Source organism: Erwinia sp. AC075 (assembly GCF_979253995.1).
Window position 1 is genome coordinate 1,183,278 of sequence record NZ_CEEDEU010000001.1, and the last position, 16,921, is coordinate 1,200,198.

19 protein-coding genes are annotated in these 16,921 nt (G+C 54.1%); 11 read left to right on the plus strand and 8 right to left on the minus strand.

Annotated features, from left to right (window positions below):
- The first annotated feature begins 2 nt into the window (after positions 1 to 2).
- The 3 genes from AC0IXH_RS05640 (at position 3) to tyrR (ending at position 4,168) form a co-directional block, all read left to right on the plus strand.
- The gene (locus tag AC0IXH_RS05640; RefSeq protein WP_471720131.1) at positions 3 to 1,400 is read left to right on the plus strand and encodes a YcjX family GTP-binding protein; all 1,398 of its coding nucleotides are present in this window, start codon (positions 3 to 5) and stop codon (positions 1,398 to 1,400) included.
- Entirely contained in the window at positions 1,397 to 2,455 is a 1,059-nt protein-coding gene (locus tag AC0IXH_RS05645) for a YcjF family protein (RefSeq protein WP_346594511.1), read from the plus strand. Before AC0IXH_RS05640 ends, AC0IXH_RS05645 begins: the two co-directional genes overlap by 4 nt.
- Before the next feature lie 147 nt (positions 2,456 to 2,602).
- Positions 2,603 to 4,168 carry a transcriptional regulator TyrR gene (gene tyrR, locus AC0IXH_RS05650; protein WP_471720132.1) on the plus strand — a complete coding sequence of 522 codons (1,566 nt, stop codon included), beginning with the start codon at positions 2,603 to 2,605 and terminating at the stop codon, positions 4,166 to 4,168.
- Between the two features lie 116 nt (positions 4,169 to 4,284).
- Here tyrR and tpx read toward each other — a convergent pair whose 3' ends face one another.
- Together tpx and AC0IXH_RS05660 are read right to left on the minus strand one after the other, a co-directional pair.
- A complete protein-coding gene (tpx, locus tag AC0IXH_RS05655; RefSeq protein WP_013202318.1) occupies positions 4,285 to 4,788 on the minus strand; it encodes a thiol peroxidase in 504 nt (167 codons plus the stop codon).
- 88 nt (positions 4,789 to 4,876) lie between these two features.
- Positions 4,877 to 6,094 carry a diguanylate phosphodiesterase gene (locus AC0IXH_RS05660; RefSeq protein WP_471720133.1) on the minus strand — a complete coding sequence of 406 codons (1,218 nt, stop codon included), beginning with the start codon at positions 6,092 to 6,094 and terminating at the stop codon, positions 4,877 to 4,879.
- A gap of 350 nt (positions 6,095 to 6,444) precedes the next feature.
- On the opposite strand from AC0IXH_RS05660, the gene AC0IXH_RS05665 reads away from it, so the two are divergent.
- A complete protein-coding gene (locus tag AC0IXH_RS05665; protein WP_013202316.1) occupies positions 6,445 to 6,648 on the plus strand; it encodes a hypothetical protein in 204 nt (67 codons plus the stop codon).
- A gap of 63 nt (positions 6,649 to 6,711) precedes the next feature.
- Here AC0IXH_RS05665 and AC0IXH_RS05670 read toward each other — a convergent pair whose 3' ends face one another.
- The 4 genes from AC0IXH_RS05670 to AC0IXH_RS05685 all read right to left on the minus strand — a co-directional run bounded on the left by AC0IXH_RS05670 (position 6,712) and on the right by AC0IXH_RS05685 (position 8,187).
- On the minus strand, positions 6,712 to 6,960 hold the full coding sequence (locus AC0IXH_RS05670) for a biofilm/acid-resistance regulator YmgB/AriR (protein ID WP_013202315.1): 249 nt from the start codon (positions 6,958 to 6,960) through the stop codon (positions 6,712 to 6,714).
- A 54-nt stretch (positions 6,961 to 7,014) separates the two neighbouring features.
- Positions 7,015 to 7,305, minus strand: coding sequence for a hypothetical protein (locus tag AC0IXH_RS05675; RefSeq protein WP_013202314.1), 291 nt, complete (start codon positions 7,303 to 7,305; stop codon positions 7,015 to 7,017).
- A 30-nt stretch (positions 7,306 to 7,335) separates the two neighbouring features.
- Positions 7,336 to 7,581: a regulatory protein YcgZ gene (gene ycgZ / locus AC0IXH_RS05680; RefSeq protein ID WP_013202313.1), complete on the minus strand. Its 246-nt coding sequence runs from the start codon at positions 7,579 to 7,581 to the stop codon at positions 7,336 to 7,338.
- 291 nt (positions 7,582 to 7,872) lie between these two features.
- Positions 7,873 to 8,187, minus strand: a complete 315-nt coding sequence (locus AC0IXH_RS05685; protein WP_157868020.1) for a hypothetical protein — start codon at positions 8,185 to 8,187, stop codon at positions 7,873 to 7,875.
- Positions 8,188 to 8,346: 159 nt separating this feature from the next.
- Here AC0IXH_RS05685 and ycjG point away from each other — a divergent pair, with 159 nt between their 5' ends.
- Positions 8,347 to 9,312, plus strand: a complete 966-nt coding sequence (gene ycjG / locus AC0IXH_RS05690; protein WP_013202311.1) for an L-Ala-D/L-Glu epimerase — start codon at positions 8,347 to 8,349, stop codon at positions 9,310 to 9,312.
- Here ycjG and mpaA read toward each other — a convergent pair.
- Positions 9,309 to 10,016: a murein tripeptide amidase MpaA gene (mpaA, locus tag AC0IXH_RS05695; protein ID WP_346594513.1), complete on the minus strand. Its 708-nt coding sequence runs from the start codon at positions 10,014 to 10,016 to the stop codon at positions 9,309 to 9,311. The two genes, ycjG and mpaA, sit on opposite strands and share 4 nt — an antisense overlap.
- A 237-nt stretch (positions 10,017 to 10,253) precedes the next feature.
- Between mpaA and AC0IXH_RS05700 the strand changes: the two genes are divergently transcribed.
- The 6 genes from AC0IXH_RS05700 (at position 10,254) to dbpA (ending at position 16,530) form a co-directional block, all read left to right on the plus strand.
- A complete protein-coding gene (locus AC0IXH_RS05700; RefSeq protein ID WP_471720134.1) occupies positions 10,254 to 11,870 on the plus strand; it encodes a peptide ABC transporter substrate-binding protein in 1,617 nt (538 codons plus the stop codon).
- Between the two features lie 152 nt (positions 11,871 to 12,022).
- On the plus strand, positions 12,023 to 12,352 hold the full coding sequence (locus AC0IXH_RS05705; protein ID WP_013202308.1) for a hypothetical protein: 330 nt from the start codon (positions 12,023 to 12,025) through the stop codon (positions 12,350 to 12,352).
- Between the two features lie 176 nt (positions 12,353 to 12,528).
- Positions 12,529 to 13,512 (plus strand): zinc transporter ZntB, encoded by a 984-nt coding sequence (zntB, locus tag AC0IXH_RS05710; RefSeq protein ID WP_013202307.1) that lies wholly within the window; start codon positions 12,529 to 12,531, stop codon positions 13,510 to 13,512.
- A gap of 280 nt (positions 13,513 to 13,792) precedes the next feature.
- Complete coding sequence (ynaL, locus tag AC0IXH_RS05715; RefSeq protein WP_013202306.1) at positions 13,793 to 13,942, plus strand: proline-rich small protein YnaL; 150 nt, start codon at positions 13,793 to 13,795, stop codon at positions 13,940 to 13,942.
- A 178-nt stretch (positions 13,943 to 14,120) separates the two neighbouring features.
- Positions 14,121 to 15,014: a tRNA 2-thiocytidine(32) synthetase TtcA gene (ttcA, locus tag AC0IXH_RS05720; RefSeq protein ID WP_013202305.1), complete on the plus strand. Its 894-nt coding sequence runs from the start codon at positions 14,121 to 14,123 to the stop codon at positions 15,012 to 15,014.
- Between the two features lie 136 nt (positions 15,015 to 15,150).
- On the plus strand, positions 15,151 to 16,530 hold the full coding sequence (dbpA, locus tag AC0IXH_RS05725; protein WP_346594517.1) for an ATP-dependent RNA helicase DbpA: 1,380 nt from the start codon (positions 15,151 to 15,153) through the stop codon (positions 16,528 to 16,530).
- Positions 16,531 to 16,595: 65 nt separating this feature from the next.
- Here dbpA and AC0IXH_RS05730 read toward each other — a convergent pair whose 3' ends face one another.
- Positions 16,596 to 16,883 carry a putative quinol monooxygenase gene (locus tag AC0IXH_RS05730; RefSeq protein ID WP_013202303.1) on the minus strand — a complete coding sequence of 96 codons (288 nt, stop codon included), beginning with the start codon at positions 16,881 to 16,883 and terminating at the stop codon, positions 16,596 to 16,598.
- Positions 16,884 to 16,921: the final 38 nt, after the last annotated feature.

Genomic DNA, 16,921 nt, shown 5'->3' on the forward strand with positions numbered 1-16,921 from the left:
CAATGAACCGACTTCAAAATGAATTGCTGTCGCTGGTGAATCGGGGCGCGGATCGCCACCTGCGCCTTGCTGTCACTGGCCTCAGCCGCAGCGGGAAAACCGCTTTTATCACCTCTCTGGTTAATCAATTACTTAATGTGAATTCCGGCGCGCGCCTGCCGATGTTTTCCGCCGTTCGCGAAGAGCGGCTGTTAGGCGTTAAGCGCGTGCCTCAGCGTGATATGGGCATTCAGCGCTTCACCTACGACGAAGGTCTCTCCCAGCTTTATGCGTCGCCGCCGGACTGGCCAACGCCAACCCGCGGCGTCAGCGAAATGCGCCTGGCGCTGCGCTATCGTTCACGAGAATCGCTGCTGCGGCATTTCAAAGATACCTCAACGCTCTATCTGGAAATTGTCGACTATCCCGGCGAGTGGCTGCTGGATTTACCGATGCTGGCCCAGGATTACCTCGGCTGGTCGCGGCAGATGACCGGTTTGTTGCAGGGCGATCGCGCCAGCTGGTCTGAACGCTGGAAAACCCTGTGCGAAGGTCTGGATCCGCTGGCACCGGCTGATGAAAATCGGCTGGGTGAAATTGCGGCGGCCTGGACGGAATACCTGCTGAAATGTAAGCAGGAAGGCCTGCATTTTATTCAGCCTGGTCGCTTTGTGCTGCCCGGCGATATGGCCGGCGCGCCCGCGCTGCAGTTCTTCCCGTGGCCACAGCTGGATGAGGGTCAGGAAGCCCGACTGGCGCAGGCGGACGCCAGTAGCAACATCGGTATGCTGCGCGCGCGCTTTAACTACTATTGCCAGCATGTGGTCAAAGGTTTCTATAAAAACTACTTCCTGAAATTCGACCGCCAGATCGTGCTGGTCGACTGTCTGCAACCGCTGAACAGTGGCCCGCAGGCGTTTAACGATATGCGCCTCGCGTTGACCCAGTTGATGCAGAGCTTCTCCTACGGGCAGCGCACGCTGTTCCGCCGTCTGTTCTCGCCGGTAATCGATAAGCTGCTGTTTGCCGCCACCAAATCCGATCACGTCACCGCGGATCAGCACGCCAATCTGGTGTCACTGCTGCAGCAGCTGGTGCAGGACGCCTGGCAGAACGCGGCGTTTGAAGGCATCACCATGGACTGTATGGGCCTGGCCTCGGTGCAGGCGACCCAAAGTGGCTTGGTGGATCATCAGGGTGAGAAGATCCCGGCATTGCGCGGTCATCGCCTGGCGGATAACGAACCGCTCACCGTCTATCCCGGTGAAGTGCCGCCACGCCTGCCGGGCAACGCATTTTGGCAGCAGCAGGGTTTTCATTTTGAACAATTCCGGCCACAGGATGTGGATGTTGATCGTCCTCTGCCGCACATCAGGATGGATGCGGCGCTGGAGTTTTTACTGGGAGATAAATTGCGATGAATACGCCAATTAAACCTCGAATTGATTTTGCCAAGCCGCTGGAAGCCGAAACGCTGCCGAATCTGAAGGCGGCACAGGCATTTGAGCAGCAGAATGCGGTTTTCGTCCCGGAAGATCCCGATCTTGAGCCTGTCGAGGAGGGCGAAGGTGAACGCGTGGTTGAAGCGGCCCTGCGGCCAAAACGCAGTCTGTGGCGCAAAATGGTCAAGGCCGGTCTGGCCGTACTGGGGATCAGCGTGGTCGCGCAGGGCGTGCAGTGGGCGCACAATGCCTGGCTCCAGCAGGACTGGATAGCGATGGGCGGCTGTGTCGCCGGTGGGTTAATAGTGTTTGCCGGCGCGGGTTCACTGATTGCCGAATGGCGTCGCCTGTATCGCCTGCGTGAGCGTGCGGAAGAAAGGGATGTGGCGCGGGAATTACTCACCAGTCACGGTATGGGCAAAGGGCGGGCGTTCTGTGAAAAGCTGGCCAGACAGGCCGGGCTGGATCAGGGACATCCGGCGCTGCAACGCTGGCATGCCTCGCTGCATGAAACCCACAACGATCGCGAAATCGTCGGTCTGTATGCCCAGCTGGTTCAACCGGTGTTAGATCGTCAGGCCAGGCGTGAAATTGGCCGCAGTTCGGCTGAGTCGACCCTGATGATTGCCGTCAGCCCGCTGGCGCTGGTGGATATGGCGTTTATCGCCTGGCGAAACCTGCGTCTGGTGAACCGTATCGCCGCCATTTATGGCATTGAATTGGGCTACTTTAGCCGTATCCGCCTGTTCCGTCTGGTGCTGCTGAATATCGCGTTTGCCGGTGCGTCCGAACTGGTCAGGGAAGTGGGGATGGACTGGATGTCTCAGGATCTGGCCGCGCGCTTTTCTGCCCGTGCCGCGCAGGGGATTGGTGCCGGGCTGCTGACCGCCAGGTTGGGGATCAAAACCATGGAATTGTGCCGTCCGCTGCCGTGGATTGAAGGTGACAAACCCCGTCTGGGTGATTTCCGTCGCGATCTGATTATCCAGCTGAAAGAAACCCTGCAAAAAGGGCCAGTAAACCCCGAAAAATAGTCGAAAGTTTACGCGCCAACCCGGATTATTGCTGGGTTGGTGCGCATTCAGCACGGTCCCTGTCAACTTTTCCTTCCAGACCACTACTGGCGCTCACGCCGATAGAGTATCATCAGTCAAAGCCCGAATAATGAAAGGTTGCCCCTTATGCGTCTGGAAGTTTTTTGCCAGGACCGACTTGGTCTTACCCGCGAATTGCTCGATCTCCTGGTGGAGCGAAACATCGATTTGCGCGGAATTGAAATTGCCTCAATCGGGCGCATCTACCTCAACTTCAGTCCGGTTGAATTTGAACTGTTCAGCCAGCTTATGGCAGAAATCCGCCGCATTCCCAGCGTAACCGATGTCAGAACCGTCAACTTCCTTCCTTCGGAACGTGAACACCGTGCGCTCAGCGCGCTGCTGGTCGCGCTGCCGGAACCGGTGTTTTCTATCGACATGAAAAGCAAAGTGGAGCTGGCGAACCCGGCGGCACAGGGATTGTTTGCGCTCAACGAAGAGAAGATGCGTAATTTTGGCGCCGGTGCACTTATCCCCGGTTTCAACTTTCAACGCTGGCTGGAGAATGAGCGCATTGAACCTCAGGCTCACCACGTGGTGATTCAGGGGCGCGATTTCCTGATGGAGATCACCCCGATTTACGCCGCGGGTGAGGTGGTTAACCCGGTGGGTGCGGTGGTCATGTTGAAATCCACCGCCAGAATGGGCCAGCAGTTGCAAAACCTGGCGGTGAATGACGACAGCGAATTTGACCACATCGTCGTGGTGACGCCGAAAATGCGTCAGGTGGTCGATCAGGCGCGCAAACTGGCGATGCTTGATGCACCCTTGCTGATTGTCGGCGATACCGGCACCGGCAAAGATATGCTGGCCCGTGCCTGTCATCTGCGCAGTGCGCGGGGCAAAAAGCCGTTCCTGGCGCTGAACTGCGCCTCGTTGCCGGACGATGTGGCCGAAAGCGAACTGTTTGGCCATGCGGCCGGGGCCTATCCGAACGCGCTGGAAGGCAAGAAGGGCTTCTTCGAACAGGCCAGCGGCGGCTCCGTGCTACTGGATGAAATTGGCGAAATGACCCCAAGGATGCAGACCAAGCTGCTGCGTTTCCTCAATGACGGCACCTTCCGCCGCGTGGGCGAAGAACATGAAGTGCATGTGGATGTGCGGGTGATCTGTGCCACGCAGAAGAATCTGACCGAAATGGTGCATCGCGGGGAGTTCCGCGAAGATCTGTTCTACCGCCTCAATGTCCTGACGCTAAACCTGCCACCGCTGCGCGATCGACCGCAGGATATTCTGCCGTTGACCGAAATGTTTGTGGCCCGGTTTGCCGATGAGCAGGGCGTGGCCAGACCAAAACTCGCGCCACAGCTGAATGCGTTCCTCAGCCGTTATACCTGGCCGGGTAACGTGCGCCAGTTAAAGAATGCGTTGTATCGGGCGCTGACTCAGCTTGAAGGTCATGAACTGCGTCCGCAGGATATCATCCTGCCGGAGTTCGCCATGGAGATGCCGTTAGGCGAGGAAGTGATGGAAGGGTCGCTGGATGAGATTACCAGCCGCTTTGAGCGTTCAATCTTAACCCGGCTTTATCTCTCGTATCCCAGCACGCGCAAACTGGCAAAACGACTGGGCGTGTCTCACACCGCGATTGCCAATAAACTGCGTGAATACGGGCTCAGCCAAAAGAAAGCCGATCCTGAGAACCGTTCCTGAACGCCAGTCCCGTTATCCCTACCTTTAAACAAAAAAAACAGGGCGGAAACACTCCGCCCTGTTTTATATGCCGCGCTGACGAAAGGAGGCCTGCTCCCTTCACTCAACGTTTGCCATTACTTTAAAGCAGCCAGCGCCGCATCATACTCCGGCTCAGTGGTGATCTCGTTAACCAACTGGCTGTAAATCACCTTGTCCTGCTCATCCAGAATCACCACTGCGCGCGCCGCCAGACCTTTCAACGGGCCATCAGCAATCGCCACACCATAATCCTGTTTGAAATCACTGCCACGCAGCGTGGAAAGGGTGACCACGTTGCTTAAGCCTTCAGAGCCGCAGAAGCGGGACTGAGCAAAAGGTAAGTCGGCAGAAATACACAGCACGACCGTGTTGCTCACTTCACCTGCCAGCTGGTTAAATTTGCGTACGGAAGTGGCACACACGCCGGTATCGACGCTTGGGAAGATGTTAAGCACTTTACGCTTGCCGGCATACTGAGTCAGAGAGACTTCCGACAGGTCTTTAGCGACCAGTGTAAATGGCTTAGCGGCTTCGCCCTTCTCGGGGATCTGACCTGCAACGGCAACCGGGTTGCCTTGAAAATGAACTGTCTGAGACATAATTTTTCCTTATAAGCGCAGTAAACCCAGCACTGAGTGTATGTCATGCTGGCGATCGCACACAGATAAATCCGTAACAAACAGCGTATCAGAACACGTCTTCGTTCAGTTCAGGCCAGGCCACCGCAGGGACTGCCTCAAGTTTTGGGGTCGCAAACAGGAAGCCCTGGAAATGACTGATCCCGGCGGACTCCAGCCACATCCACTCTTCCGGCTGCTCGACACCTTCCGCAATCACCCCGATGTTCAGCGACTGACAACACTTAATGATGGCGTGCACAATCGCCTGTTTTGGGCCGCTTTTATGCACGTCATTAATAATGTAGCGATCGATTTTGACACGGTCCGGTTGGAACCGGGCCAGCAGTAATAAACCGGCGGATCCAGCACCAAAATCATCAATGGCCAGATTGAAGCCTGCGGCTCTTAACTGTTTTATGGCCAGCGAAAACTCGTCCGGGCGCGAGATAACTTCGTTTTCGGTTACCTCAATCACGATTTGCTCGGGCACTAAGCCGTTGGCATCGATCTGCTGGATCAGGAAATCTACCGCATCAGGCACCATCACCAGTGACATCGGCAGTAAATTAATGGAAAGCGTCAGTCCCTCGATGCCCATTTTTTTAGCCATTTCAAACACCACTTTCTTAGACTTGATATCCAGTTCGTAAAGTTCATTACGAGGCAGGGTGTCGAAATAGTCCAGCGGGTTCAGCCCGGAAGCACTACGCATCAGCGCTTCAAGTGAAACGATCTTTTGGGATAACGGGTCGACGATCGGCTGGAAAGCAAAACTGTATCCCTGCTCAGGGAACTGACGATCATTTTCGTCAGGCTCAGCATCGCTGACAAAGTTCCAGTTAACGGCAGGCGGAATTTCAAAATACTCTTCACTTTCACGCGCCTCGACAAAAGAGCGCAGAAACTGTAACGCGCGGTCGTCGTAAGTCAGTTGATACTTAGAGGTCCCTTTATCCAACACCGCCTGCAGCACCGTATCGCGATCGTGAAGGCGCAAATCGAACAGTTCCATTCCGGCATTGCCAAAGCGGCGGGAAGGGGCATAGTCGCGCATTAACTCGACCAGATTATGGTGACGTTTATCGAGGCAAATATGTTCGTAAATGGTTTTTACAGCCTGTTCAGGGCCTTCCAGCAGCTGGAAGAAATGGGTGCCGTTAAACAGCAGGATCCCGGTAACCTCGTTTAATTCATTATTTTTATTGGCTTTTAATAAGAGGTTCTTCAGTGCTTTGACCGGAACATCATCACAAATATGGCTGCGGTAGAGGAGAGTAGACAGCATTGAGGATTCCATAAAATTGTTTTTATATAGTCAGGATGTTGAGTGCCATGGTCTGACAGCGGTTCCAGTATAGAGGTTTTTTATTCGGATGCGAATGTTGTTCAAATTTTGACTGGCAGGCAACAGGTCAGAGAAATATCGGCATGAAACGCTGGAATACTTTTCAGGCAATTAATTAAATATAATTAATACTTTCAAGAAGGTGCCGTAAATAATATTCCCGATTTGTGCAGAATGTCTATAATGATAAAGGCACGTATAGGAAGTATCTGTATCTGCTTATTCCGGGTTTTTGGAACCCTTATCTGATGATAAAATGTTGAGTCTGGCCAGTCTGATACGGAGGAGATGTGCAGGGCAAAGATAAAGATTATCCTTCAGAAATCTATGCGGTGATTGGCAGAGCGGTATCTGCATTGTTGGAAGCTGGCGAGCCTTTGGAAAAGAAGAATGTGTTAATTATGCTGCAAGCCCACAGCACGGCAACCCGCGATAAGCATCTTCAATCTATCTATCAGCAGGCCTTCCGATATCTGCTGGAAAGTTTTCATTAAACCTGACCGGTAAAACCGCAATTGCTAGCAATTATCATTCACTGCTAGCAATTGACGAGTCTCTTATGCGTCGTCTGGCGTTCGGCCTACGACCACTTCCAGCGCCTGGCGGTAGATATCCAACTGAACCACATCGGACGTCGTTTCCAGTTTCTCAATAAGCTTAAGGATGATGGCCTTGTTATTAACATGCTGTCCTTTGGTGGCAATCTCGCGGATTACCATGCCGATGACAGCCGTTTCCTGCGCGAGGACGTCACCTTCTGCTTTAAAAAACGAGAGGATTTCGGATTCTGTGCTTTGCTGTTGCATGTGTAAGACCTTATAAAGTTACAAAAACTGGCGTAATGCCAGCGTAAAATTAAATCAATGTTTTTTGCTGCCGTCTGGTGGCCCTTGATTTACAAGGGGCCGTTTCTTGTCACGATTGTGAACTTGATGACGGGGTAGTGGCGTGCCGGCAGAAGCATAGTTTCTCACTTCACTTACCGCCAGTCGGTAAGCACGCTTTTGTCGCGGGTCCGTTTCCATTTCGGACTGGAGCCTCATCTGCTTGATCAACGCAGCATTACTGATTGCCGCATCTTCCTTAAGCAAGACCATCACTGCTTCGCCCAGTAGAATATCAACCCGTTTTTCTTCGTCGTTTTTATCCATACCAACATCTCTGAATCATTAAGACTGCGTTCAGCCCCGGCGGCCGAATAGCAGACCAATCAGTTCGTGGTAGTGTTGCTCCTGCTCCGGACCTGACGCCAGTTCCAGCCGGGTGAGCAGTTTAGAACAAAGTGATTTACGGTTAAGATTTTTGCCTGAACGCAAAATCTCCACCACTATCTGGCCCAATGTTTCCTGCTGAGAAGGCAACACGGCCTCATTAAAATAACGACTGATGTCATTTTCAGTCTTTGGGTGCGATCCGCCCTGATGCATTAAGCTGCCCTCTCAGTCATAAAGTTCAAATTTTATCCACGTTTTCGGCGTTAAAGTTATACATGTAAAGCAAGCTTGTACAGAATTTCCGGGTTATCCAGGGATGCTATTTTAGGCATAAAGTGCTAGCTATTTGTTATCAGGGAGTTACAAAGAGAATTTTTAGTGTTGCTGCGGCGACGACAGCCTGTTTTGCAGAAAAACTGGATGCATTTCAAGCGGTGAGGGGATTTGGGAGGGATGGGAAATACAGGGGGAAGGAGCAGAGCCGCCTCCCCGGATACAGGCTGTTTACTTTTCCGCTTCGTCAGACTGTGATGAGCGTGGTCGGTTATCAGCGCCACGGGATTCTGGATCGTTCTGGCTATCCGAAGCCGTAACCGCATTTTTTGAAGGAGTGCCGGCATGGTGGTTCTTTTGCGTAACCAGCCATTTTCTCGTCTGCGCGATCTGCAACAGCCTGTCATCGTCGTCTTCATCAACGGCCATTACCTGCAGTTGGTGCAGTAATGCTGCCGGACTTATTTCTTGCCTGCTGAAGATAAGACTCATCGCTGCTTCGCCAAGCATAACGTGGTGCTCCTGATCTTCGTCAGTAATAGTCAAAACGAACCTCCCTCACTGATGCTGAATAATGATTAACCCCTGTTATTTTAAAACAGGATCGGCAATTTGTGAAATTGGCTCACACATTGCCAAACCCTTCCAGTCAGGACTATGTTGATGGTGTATTTTCACTTTCTTCCCCGCAATAAGGATTTGTTGATGAGAGCAGTAAAGGTGTACCCGGAAGCCTGGCCATTGCATACGCCTTTTGTGATTGCCCGTGGCTCACGCAACGAGGCCGGTGTGGTGGTGGTGGAACTGGAGGAAGGGGGAATTAAAGGGGTCGGTGAATGCACGCCGTATCCCCGTTACGGAGAAACTGAAGCGTCGGTGCTGGCGCAAATTGCGGCGTTATACACCCAGCTTGAACAGGGAATGACCCGCGAACAGCTTCAGCAGGCGCTTCCTGCTGGCGCGGCGCGTAATGCGATTGACTCCGCGCTGTGGGATTTGCAGGCCAGAAAGCTGTCCACCAACCTCTGGCATCTGACCGGGACCACGCAACCCTTCATTATCGATATGGCGCAAACCGTCAGTATTGATGCGCCAGAAATGATGGCCAGCTCGGCGCTGGCGCTGTGGGAAAATGGCGCAAGGCTGCTGAAAATCAAAATGGATAATGCGTTGATCACCGAAAGGCTGGTGGCGATCAGAACCGCCGTGCCGCAGGCAACGCTGATTGTTGATGCTAACGAATCCTGGCACAGTGAAGGACTGGCTGCGCGCTGTCAGCTGCTGGCTGACCTTGGCGTGGCGATGCTGGAGCAGCCGCTGCCGGCGGGCGATGACGCCTCGCTGGCAAACTTCATCCATCCGTTGCCGGTTTGTGCCGATGAGAGTTGCCACACCCGTGAAAGCCTGGCGGGGTTGAAAGGTCGCTATGAGATGGTCAACATCAAACTGGATAAAACCGGCGGTCTGACCGAAGCGCTGGCCCTGGCGCAGGAAGCCAGAGCGGCCGGTTTTGAGATCATGCTGGGATGTATGCTTTGTACTTCACGTGCCATCGCCGCCGCGCTGCCGCTGGTTAATTCGGCCCGTTTTATCGATCTGGACGGGCCAACCTGGCTGGCTGTGGATGTGGACCCGGCGCTGCCGTTCAGCTGTGGCCGGATCGCTTTTTAAGGCTGCCAGCTGAGGAGATCGACCATGGCGCCGAGATATTTCTCCGTCGATTCATCGGCGGAGATCGGCGGCAATTCAGCGGTGATCACCGGCAGGCTCAGGTCGGCACACCAGCTGCCAAAAGAACCCGGCGTGGCATAACCGACGCTGGTAACCAGCGGCAGTTCCATCTTCTTCGCCAGCCAGTGACCTAACGGGCTGGTATCCGGATCTTCAATGCAGGCCAGCGGCTCGTGGAAGGTGACGATCCAACTCGGCTTCAGCGCATGAATCAAATCACACAAGGCCTGCGTTTCGGGTTCTGACGCCGGTTTTTCGCCGGTAGACAGCACAACATCCCGCTCATCGGCCTCGCTGTTCCAGCGATAAACCGTGTCGCCCGGCTGCCAGTTAGCCGCGGGGAAGTTGCGGTTCAAATCCACGCCGCGAGAATTGGCCCGCAGCCCCAGCTGGCAACCGTCGGGATTCACCGCCAGCACCACATGATGTCGGCGATGCGGTTCCAGCAAGGTGCGCATCGCACAGGAGAGCGTCACCACCGCAGCCGTCTCATCACCGTGCGTTCCCGCCAGGATCAATCCGCTGTCTTCGTCAGCCGCCGGAGCAGGAAACCATAACAGCGGCGCGCCGAGTATCGAGGCACCATAAACCTTACTGACTGCATCAAGCTTGCCGCGTAACGGGCGCGGATGGATCGGGGACATGATTTTACACTCCTGAACGGTTTGTCTAACCTGGACGGTTTGTCTAACCTTGAAGGTTTATCTAACCTGGACGGTCTACTTAAAACTAGCGTAAACGCGCCGGGAACAAAAGGGCTGTCAGGTCACGGTTTTCCGAACCCATGAGCAATGTAGCGAAAAATGCTATTTATCTATCAACGATTTGCGCTAAAGTCGGATTATCTGCCCGTTTAATTGCCCCTACGTTGAGGTGTCCTGATGAACAATTCCTCCCGTTTCACGCTGGCTTTGCTGGCGCTGGCTGTCACTGCTTCTGTCTCCGCTGCTGAGGTTCCGTCCGGAACGGCACTGGCCTCACGTCAGGAAATTGTCCGTCACATAAAAGACGAGCCTGCCTCGCTCGATCCGGCAAAAGCGGTCGGCCTGCCCGAAATTCAGGTGATCCGCGATCTGTTCGAGGGTCTGACCAATCAGGATGCAAAAGGCAACATTATTCCCGGCGTGGCAACGCAGTGGCAGACCACCGATAACAAAACCTGGATTTTCACCCTGCGTAAGGACGCCAAATGGTCGAATGGCGATCCGGTGACCGCCAATGATTTTGTGTATAGCTGGCGCAGGTTAGTCGACCCGAAAATCGGCTCTACGTTTGCCTGGTTTGCGGAGCTGGCCGGCATCCAGAACGCCGGGGCGATCACCAAAGGGCAGATGACGCCGGATAAGCTTGGCGTCACCGCACTGGACGATCACCGTCTTAAGGTCACGCTGGATAAACCGGTGCCGTATTTCGTCAGCCTGACCGCCAACTTCAGCCTTTATCCGGTACCGGAAAAGGTGATTGAAAAAGCAGGGAAAGACTGGGTGCAGCCGGGCACGCTGGTCGGCAACGGCGCGTATAAGCTGCAGGAGCGCGTGGTCAATGAAAAGCTGGTGCTGGTGCGCAATGACCACTATTGGGATAACGCCCACAGCGTGCTGACCAAAGTGACCTTTGTGCCGATCAACGAAGAATCCAGCGCCACCAAACGCTACCGCGCTGACGATATTGATATCACCGAGTCCTTCCCGAAAAATATGTACAGCATGTTGAAGAAAGATCTGCCGGGCCAGGTCTACACGCCGGATCAGCTGGGCACCTATTACTACGCGTTTAATACCACCAAAGGACCGACGGCCGATGTGCGCGTGCGTAAGGCGCTTTCGTGGAGCATCGACCGTAAAATCATCGCCGAAAAAGTATTGGGAACCGGTGAGAAACCGGCCTGGCACTTCACCGCAGATGTGACCGCGGGCTTCAAACCGAAACCCGGTTTCCTGCAGCAGCATTCTCAGGAAGAGCTGAACCAGCAGGCAAAAGCGTTGCTGGCGGCGGCGGGCTATGGCCCAACCCATCCGCTGGATCTGACCTTGCTGTACAACAGCTCGGAAAACAACCAGAAGGTGGCCATCGCGGTCGCCTCCATGTGGAAGAAGAATCTTGGGGTGTCGGTTAAGCTGCAAAATCAGGAATGGAAAACCTATATTGACAGCCGTAACACCGGCAACTTTGATGTGATCCGCGCGTCCTGGGTGGGGGATTACAACGAGCCGTCGACCTTCCTCAGCCTGCTGACCTCGACTCACAGCGGCAACATCGCGAAGTTCAAAAGCCCGGAATACGATGCGCTGATTGATAAAGCCAGTCGGGAAACCAACAGCGAAGCGCGTAACGGCGATTACAACCGTGCCGAGCAGATCATTGCCGACCAGTCGCCTATTGCGCCAATTTATCAGTACACCAATGGACGTCTGATTAAGCCGTGGGTGAAAGGCTATCCGATCACCAACCCGGAAGATGTGGCCTACAGCCGCACGTTGTACATCCTTAAGCACTGATGACCGGCTGGCGCGGGGCTTTCGCTGCCGCGCCAGCAAGATGATTGTGTAATAAGCCAGCAAATTAGCCAATTGTTCATGGCATCGGATGAGATGTTGATAACGGATACTGTTCCGGTCAACGTTGTTCTTCAACCCGGATCAGGTACTTTATGCTGAAGTCAGTTTGCTTACTTACTGCGTCTCTGTTGCTGTCAGGCTGTGCCCTGAAGCAATATCCTTCATCACCTCCTGTCAGTAACGTTCAGGCGACCACGCTGGACTGCACCGGCATCGAGTCACAAATCGCCTCGCAGCAACAAACCCAGGCAAAAATCAATAAAACCGGCGAGTTCGACGGCCTTACGGTGCTCGGATTTATCGGTGATTTTGGCATCGGCAATGGCGTGGCAAAAAGCCTGGCACAAAAGCATGCTGACCAGCGCATGACCCAGCTGAAAGCGCTGGAGCAAACCAAGTGTCAGGGTGGCGCGCAGAGCTGATCGTTTCCTGCCGGGTGTAATGAATATCTGCCTTTCTCCGCTCGGGTTGCCGGGCGGGCGCGTATCTGTTCGCATATTGACATGCTTTTTAACGCTCCCAGGAATATGGCCATTTTGCAACGACGAGCGGGCAGGCTAGACTGTATCGTATTGATTATGCTTAATGCGGAGCAGTTGTGGACGTTATTGAAGGCAAGGCGTTACAGATATCGGATGCCATAATTTCCTGTCAGCTGGATGGCAAGGGCGGGTTAATCCCCATCGACGATAAAGATGTGATTCATTGCGACAGGCCTTGCTGGTTGCATTTGAATTACACCCATCGCGAGAGTGCCGACTGGCTGGTTTCAACGCCGCTGTTACCTGATTCGGTGCGCGATGCGCTCGGCGGCGACAGTATGCGGCCACGGGTCAACCGCCTGGGCGATGGCACGATGATTACGCTGCGCAGCGTGAATCTGAACAGCGAATCCCGCCCCGATCAGCTGGTGGTTATTCGGGTGTTTATTAATGACAAGCTGATTGTTTCTACCCGCCAGCGCAAGGTATTCGCCATCGATGAAGTGCTGACCGATCTGCAAAACGGCAACGGTCCGTTAAACGGCGGCGGCTGGCTGGTGGACGTGTGTGATGCGTTAACCGATCACACCAGTGAATTTATTGAAGAACTGCACGATAAAATTATCGACCTGGAAGACGCGGTGGTCGATCAGCAGATCCCACCCCGTGGTGAACTGGCGTTAATTCGTAAACAGCTGATTATCATGCGGCGCTACATGTCGCCGCAACGTGATGTGTTTTCCCGCATCGCCAGCGAGCGTCTGCCGTGGATGAGCGACGACGACCGCCGCAGAATGCAGGATATCGCTGACAGGTTAGGGCGCGGGCTGGACGATCTGGATGCCAGCGTGTCGAGAACTGCGGTGTTATCGGATGAAATCAGCACGGTGATGGCGGAGTCGATGAACCGCAGAACCTACACCATGTCGCTAATGGCGATGGTGTTCCTGCCAACCACCTTCCTGACCGGCTTGTTTGGGGTGAACCTCGGCGGCATTCCCGGCGGAAGTTGGGGATACGGATTTGGCACCTTCTGCTTCCTGTTGGTGGTGCTGGTGCTTGGCGTTGCGTGGTGGTTAAAAAGACGTAAATGGTTGTGAGATGATAGAAAAATCCGCCTGAAAAAGATGAAAAAGGGCGTTCAAAACTGACCCAAATCAATATTCATCGGGCAACGTTGGGGCAAACTCTTTCCCGCAGGTGAATGCAACGTCAAGCGATGGGCGTTGCGCTCCATATTGTCTTACTTCCTTTTATTTGAATTACTGCATAGCACATTGATTCGTACAAGCCGGGGATTCCCGGCTTTTTTTTGTCCATTTGCCAGCTCAGGCTGGGGTGCCTATGCTTTAAGGACATGCCACGTCTGAGGAGGAAGACATGTTACTCAACACAATGGACACTCCACACGCATCCGATCCCATTCCGACCGACCCGGTCCCGATCCCTGAACCGATCCCAACCCCACAACCGATGCCGGATCCGCCGATCGATCCCGATCCGATTTTAGATCCGCCACCCTATGCCTGATGGCGATGCCTGCCCCTCACCGGGCAGGTTGGCTGACAGGGACGTCATCCTTATCTTCTGGCGCTGCCCGCCGCCAGGATTATTTAAACCTGCACTAAAAACCCGTATACTCCCCGCCAGAAAAGTGTCCAACCAGGAAATCGACCGTCGACCCGCTTCGACGTTATGAGAAGTCGCTATGAATCAAACAGATACAAGAAAAGAATCGCTCGAATACAACAAGTTGCAGAAACGTCTGCGCAGAAACGTTGGCAACGCCATCATCGACTACAACATGATTGAAGAAAATGATGTGGTGATGGCCTGTATGAGCGGCGGCAAAGATTCATTCGCCATGTTGGATATCCTGCTGAATTTAAAAAAGGTCGCCCCCATCCATTTCGACGTGGTGGCGGTTAACCTCGACCAAAAACAACCCGGTTTCCCCGAGCATATTTTGCCGGCGTATTTCGAGAAACTGGATATTCCTTATTACATCGTCGATAAAGACACCTATTCCGTCGTCAGAGAGAAGATCCCTGAAGGCAAAACCACCTGCGGTCTGTGTTCCCGCCTGCGTCGCGGCACGCTTTACTCTTTTGCCGAGCGGATTGGTGCCACCAAAATCGCGCTGGGCCACCATATGGATGACATCGTTGAGACGCTGTTCCTCAACATCTTCCACGGCGCGCGCATGAAGGCGATGCCGCCGAAGCTGCGTTCAGACGACGGACGCAACGTGGTGATCCGCCCTCTGGCGTACTGCCGCGAGAAAGACCTGATTGAATACTCGGAACACAAAGCCTTCCCAATCATTCCGTGCAACCTTTGCGGGTCGCAGGAAAATCTGCAGCGTCAGGCGATCAAATCGATGCTGACCGACTGGGATAAGAAAGAACCTGGCCGCGTGGAAAGCGTGTTTAAATCGATTCAGAACGTCAGCCCAAGCCAGCTGGCTGACCGCAATCTGTTCGACTTTGTTAACCTGCCGCTGGATCGTGAAGGCGACAGGGAAGAGTACGCGTTTTCCGAAGCGACGGTTTCTTCGACCAACATCGACAAATCCATGTTTATCGATGTGACTAACCTCTAATCTTTTTATTAAGCGGCGACGGTTGCCGCTTAATCTTCCTTAGCTGGCCGGTTACCCACCCGGCCGCCACCTGCGGGCAGGGTTTTCTGCTACACTCAGCGCCAATCCGCCCGCCGGTTTTATCAGAGAGTAATGTGTGACTTCTTTTGCAACCCTGACAGCCCTGCCAGCCAGCCAGATCGAGAATCTGAATGAGCTTGGCTACCATACAATGACCCCAGTCCAGGCGGCCGCTTTGCCGGCGATCCTGGAAGGGAAGGACGTTCGCGCTCAGGCCAAAACCGGCAGCGGAAAAACGGCCGCCTTTGGCCTCGGCGTGCTGCACCGCATTGATGTGACCCAGTTTGTCACGCAATCGCTGGTGTTATGCCCAACGCGTGAACTGGCTGACCAGGTGGCGAAAGAGCTGCGTCGTCTGGCCCGTTTTGCCGCGAATATCAAAATTCTTACCCTGTGCGGCGGCCAGCCAATGGGTGCTCAACGCGATTCGCTGGTGCATGCGCCGCATATCGTGGTCGGTACGCCAGGCCGTATCCTTGATCACCTTAAGCGCGAAACGCTGAAACTGGATCAGATCGGCACCCTGGTGCTGGATGAAGCGGACCGGATGCTGGAAATGGGCTTCCGCGAAGATATTGAAGAAATCATCAAATACTGTCCGGCATCGCGCCAGACGCTGCTGTTCTCGGCAACCTGGCCGCAGGATATCGCGCGTATCAGCCAGAATATTCAGCGTGAGCCGGTGGCGGTTGAAACCGACGTGGTATCTGACTTACCGACTATCGACCAGCGCTTTTATGAAGCCGGCGCGCGTGAAAAGTTAACCGCGCTGATCGGTCTGTTGAGCGATGAGAAACCAAGCTCCTGCGTGGTGTTCTGTAATACCAAACGCGAATGTGACGACGTCGCTTATGCGCTGGACAGCGCCAAAATCAGCGCACTGGCGCTGCACGGCGATTTAGAACAGCGCGATCGTGATCAGGTATTGATTCAGTTCGCTAACGGCAGCTGCCGCGTGCTGGTCGCCACCGATGTTGCCGCGCGTGGGCTGGACATTAAATCCCTGGCGATGGTGGTTAACTATCAACTCTCCTTTGACCCGGAAGTGCATGTCCACCGTATTGGCCGTACCGCGCGTGCCGGCGCAGAAGGGTGCGCAATCAGCTTTGTCGCGCCAGATGAGATGGTGCGAGCCCATGCGCTGGAGGATTTCCTGCAGATGAAGCTGAGCTGGCATAAGGTGTCCGAGCTGAAATCGGTGGCCGCACAGCCGCTGCTGGCCGAAATGGCGACCCTGAGCCTGGATGGTGGCCGTAAGGCGAAAATCCGTCCTGGCGACATTCTCGGGGCACTGACCGGCGATGCCGGTCTGAGCAGCGACGTGATTGGTAAAATCGATATCGCGCCAACCCAGGCGTATGTCGCAATCCGTCAGGACACCGCGCGTCAGGCGATGAAGCAGTTGCAGCAGGTGAAAATCAAAGGCAAATCTTGCCGGGCGCGCTTGCTGAAATAGCCGCTTTATCACCCGCAATAAAAAGGCCTGAGCGAATCAGGCCTTTTTTTATTAGTGAGTAAACATCAGATTTTATGCACTTCAGGCGGTTGCGCCAGCAACGGTTCGGCGTCGGCCATCAGCGTTTTGAAGTGCGGCTGTCCGCCATGAATTTCGACCGCTTCGGCATTTTTCCAGGTTTCATGGAACAGAAACACGTTCCCGTCTTCCACACTGCGATACAGATCGTAATGGAGGCAACCCGCTTCAGCACGGGCCGGTTTCACGCCGTTGTTCAGCACTTTTTTTAACTCATCCGCTTTGCCAGGCCGGGCAGTGAACTTTGCCACGATGAGGATATTTTTATCGGTCATCCACTTCTCCTTTTAGTTACCTTGCCAGTCAGGCCGGA

Coding starts and splice junctions, on each gene's coding strand:
- ycgZ (WP_013202313.1), bottom strand. CDS start 7,581: ATGCATCAGGGCGGATCGCACCCAAAGACTGAAAATGACATCAGTCGT.
- AC0IXH_RS05670 (WP_013202315.1), bottom strand. CDS start 6,960: ATGCAACAGCAAAGCACAGAATCCGAAATCCTCTCGTTTTTTAAAGCA.
- AC0IXH_RS05660 (WP_471720133.1), bottom strand. CDS start 6,094: ATGCTGTCTACTCTCCTCTACCGCAGCCATATTTGTGATGATGTTCCG.
- AC0IXH_RS05730 (WP_013202303.1), bottom strand. CDS start 16,883: ATGACCGATAAAAATATCCTCATCGTGGCAAAGTTCACTGCCCGGCCT.
- ynaL (WP_013202306.1), top strand. CDS start 13,793: ATGTTACTCAACACAATGGACACTCCACACGCATCCGATCCCATTCCG.
- AC0IXH_RS05645 (WP_346594511.1), top strand. CDS start 1,397: ATGAATACGCCAATTAAACCTCGAATTGATTTTGCCAAGCCGCTGGAA.
- tpx (WP_013202318.1), bottom strand. CDS start 4,788: ATGTCTCAGACAGTTCATTTTCAAGGCAACCCGGTTGCCGTTGCAGGT.
- AC0IXH_RS05705 (WP_013202308.1), top strand. CDS start 12,023: ATGCTGAAGTCAGTTTGCTTACTTACTGCGTCTCTGTTGCTGTCAGGC.
- ttcA (WP_013202305.1), top strand. CDS start 14,121: ATGAATCAAACAGATACAAGAAAAGAATCGCTCGAATACAACAAGTTG.
- tyrR (WP_471720132.1), top strand. CDS start 2,603: ATGCGTCTGGAAGTTTTTTGCCAGGACCGACTTGGTCTTACCCGCGAA.
- AC0IXH_RS05640 (WP_471720131.1), top strand. CDS start 3: ATGAACCGACTTCAAAATGAATTGCTGTCGCTGGTGAATCGGGGCGCG.
- mpaA (WP_346594513.1), bottom strand. CDS start 10,016: ATGTCCCCGATCCATCCGCGCCCGTTACGCGGCAAGCTTGATGCAGTC.
- AC0IXH_RS05700 (WP_471720134.1), top strand. CDS start 10,254: ATGAACAATTCCTCCCGTTTCACGCTGGCTTTGCTGGCGCTGGCTGTC.
- AC0IXH_RS05675 (WP_013202314.1), bottom strand. CDS start 7,305: ATGGATAAAAACGACGAAGAAAAACGGGTTGATATTCTACTGGGCGAA.
- ycjG (WP_013202311.1), top strand. CDS start 8,347: ATGAGAGCAGTAAAGGTGTACCCGGAAGCCTGGCCATTGCATACGCCT.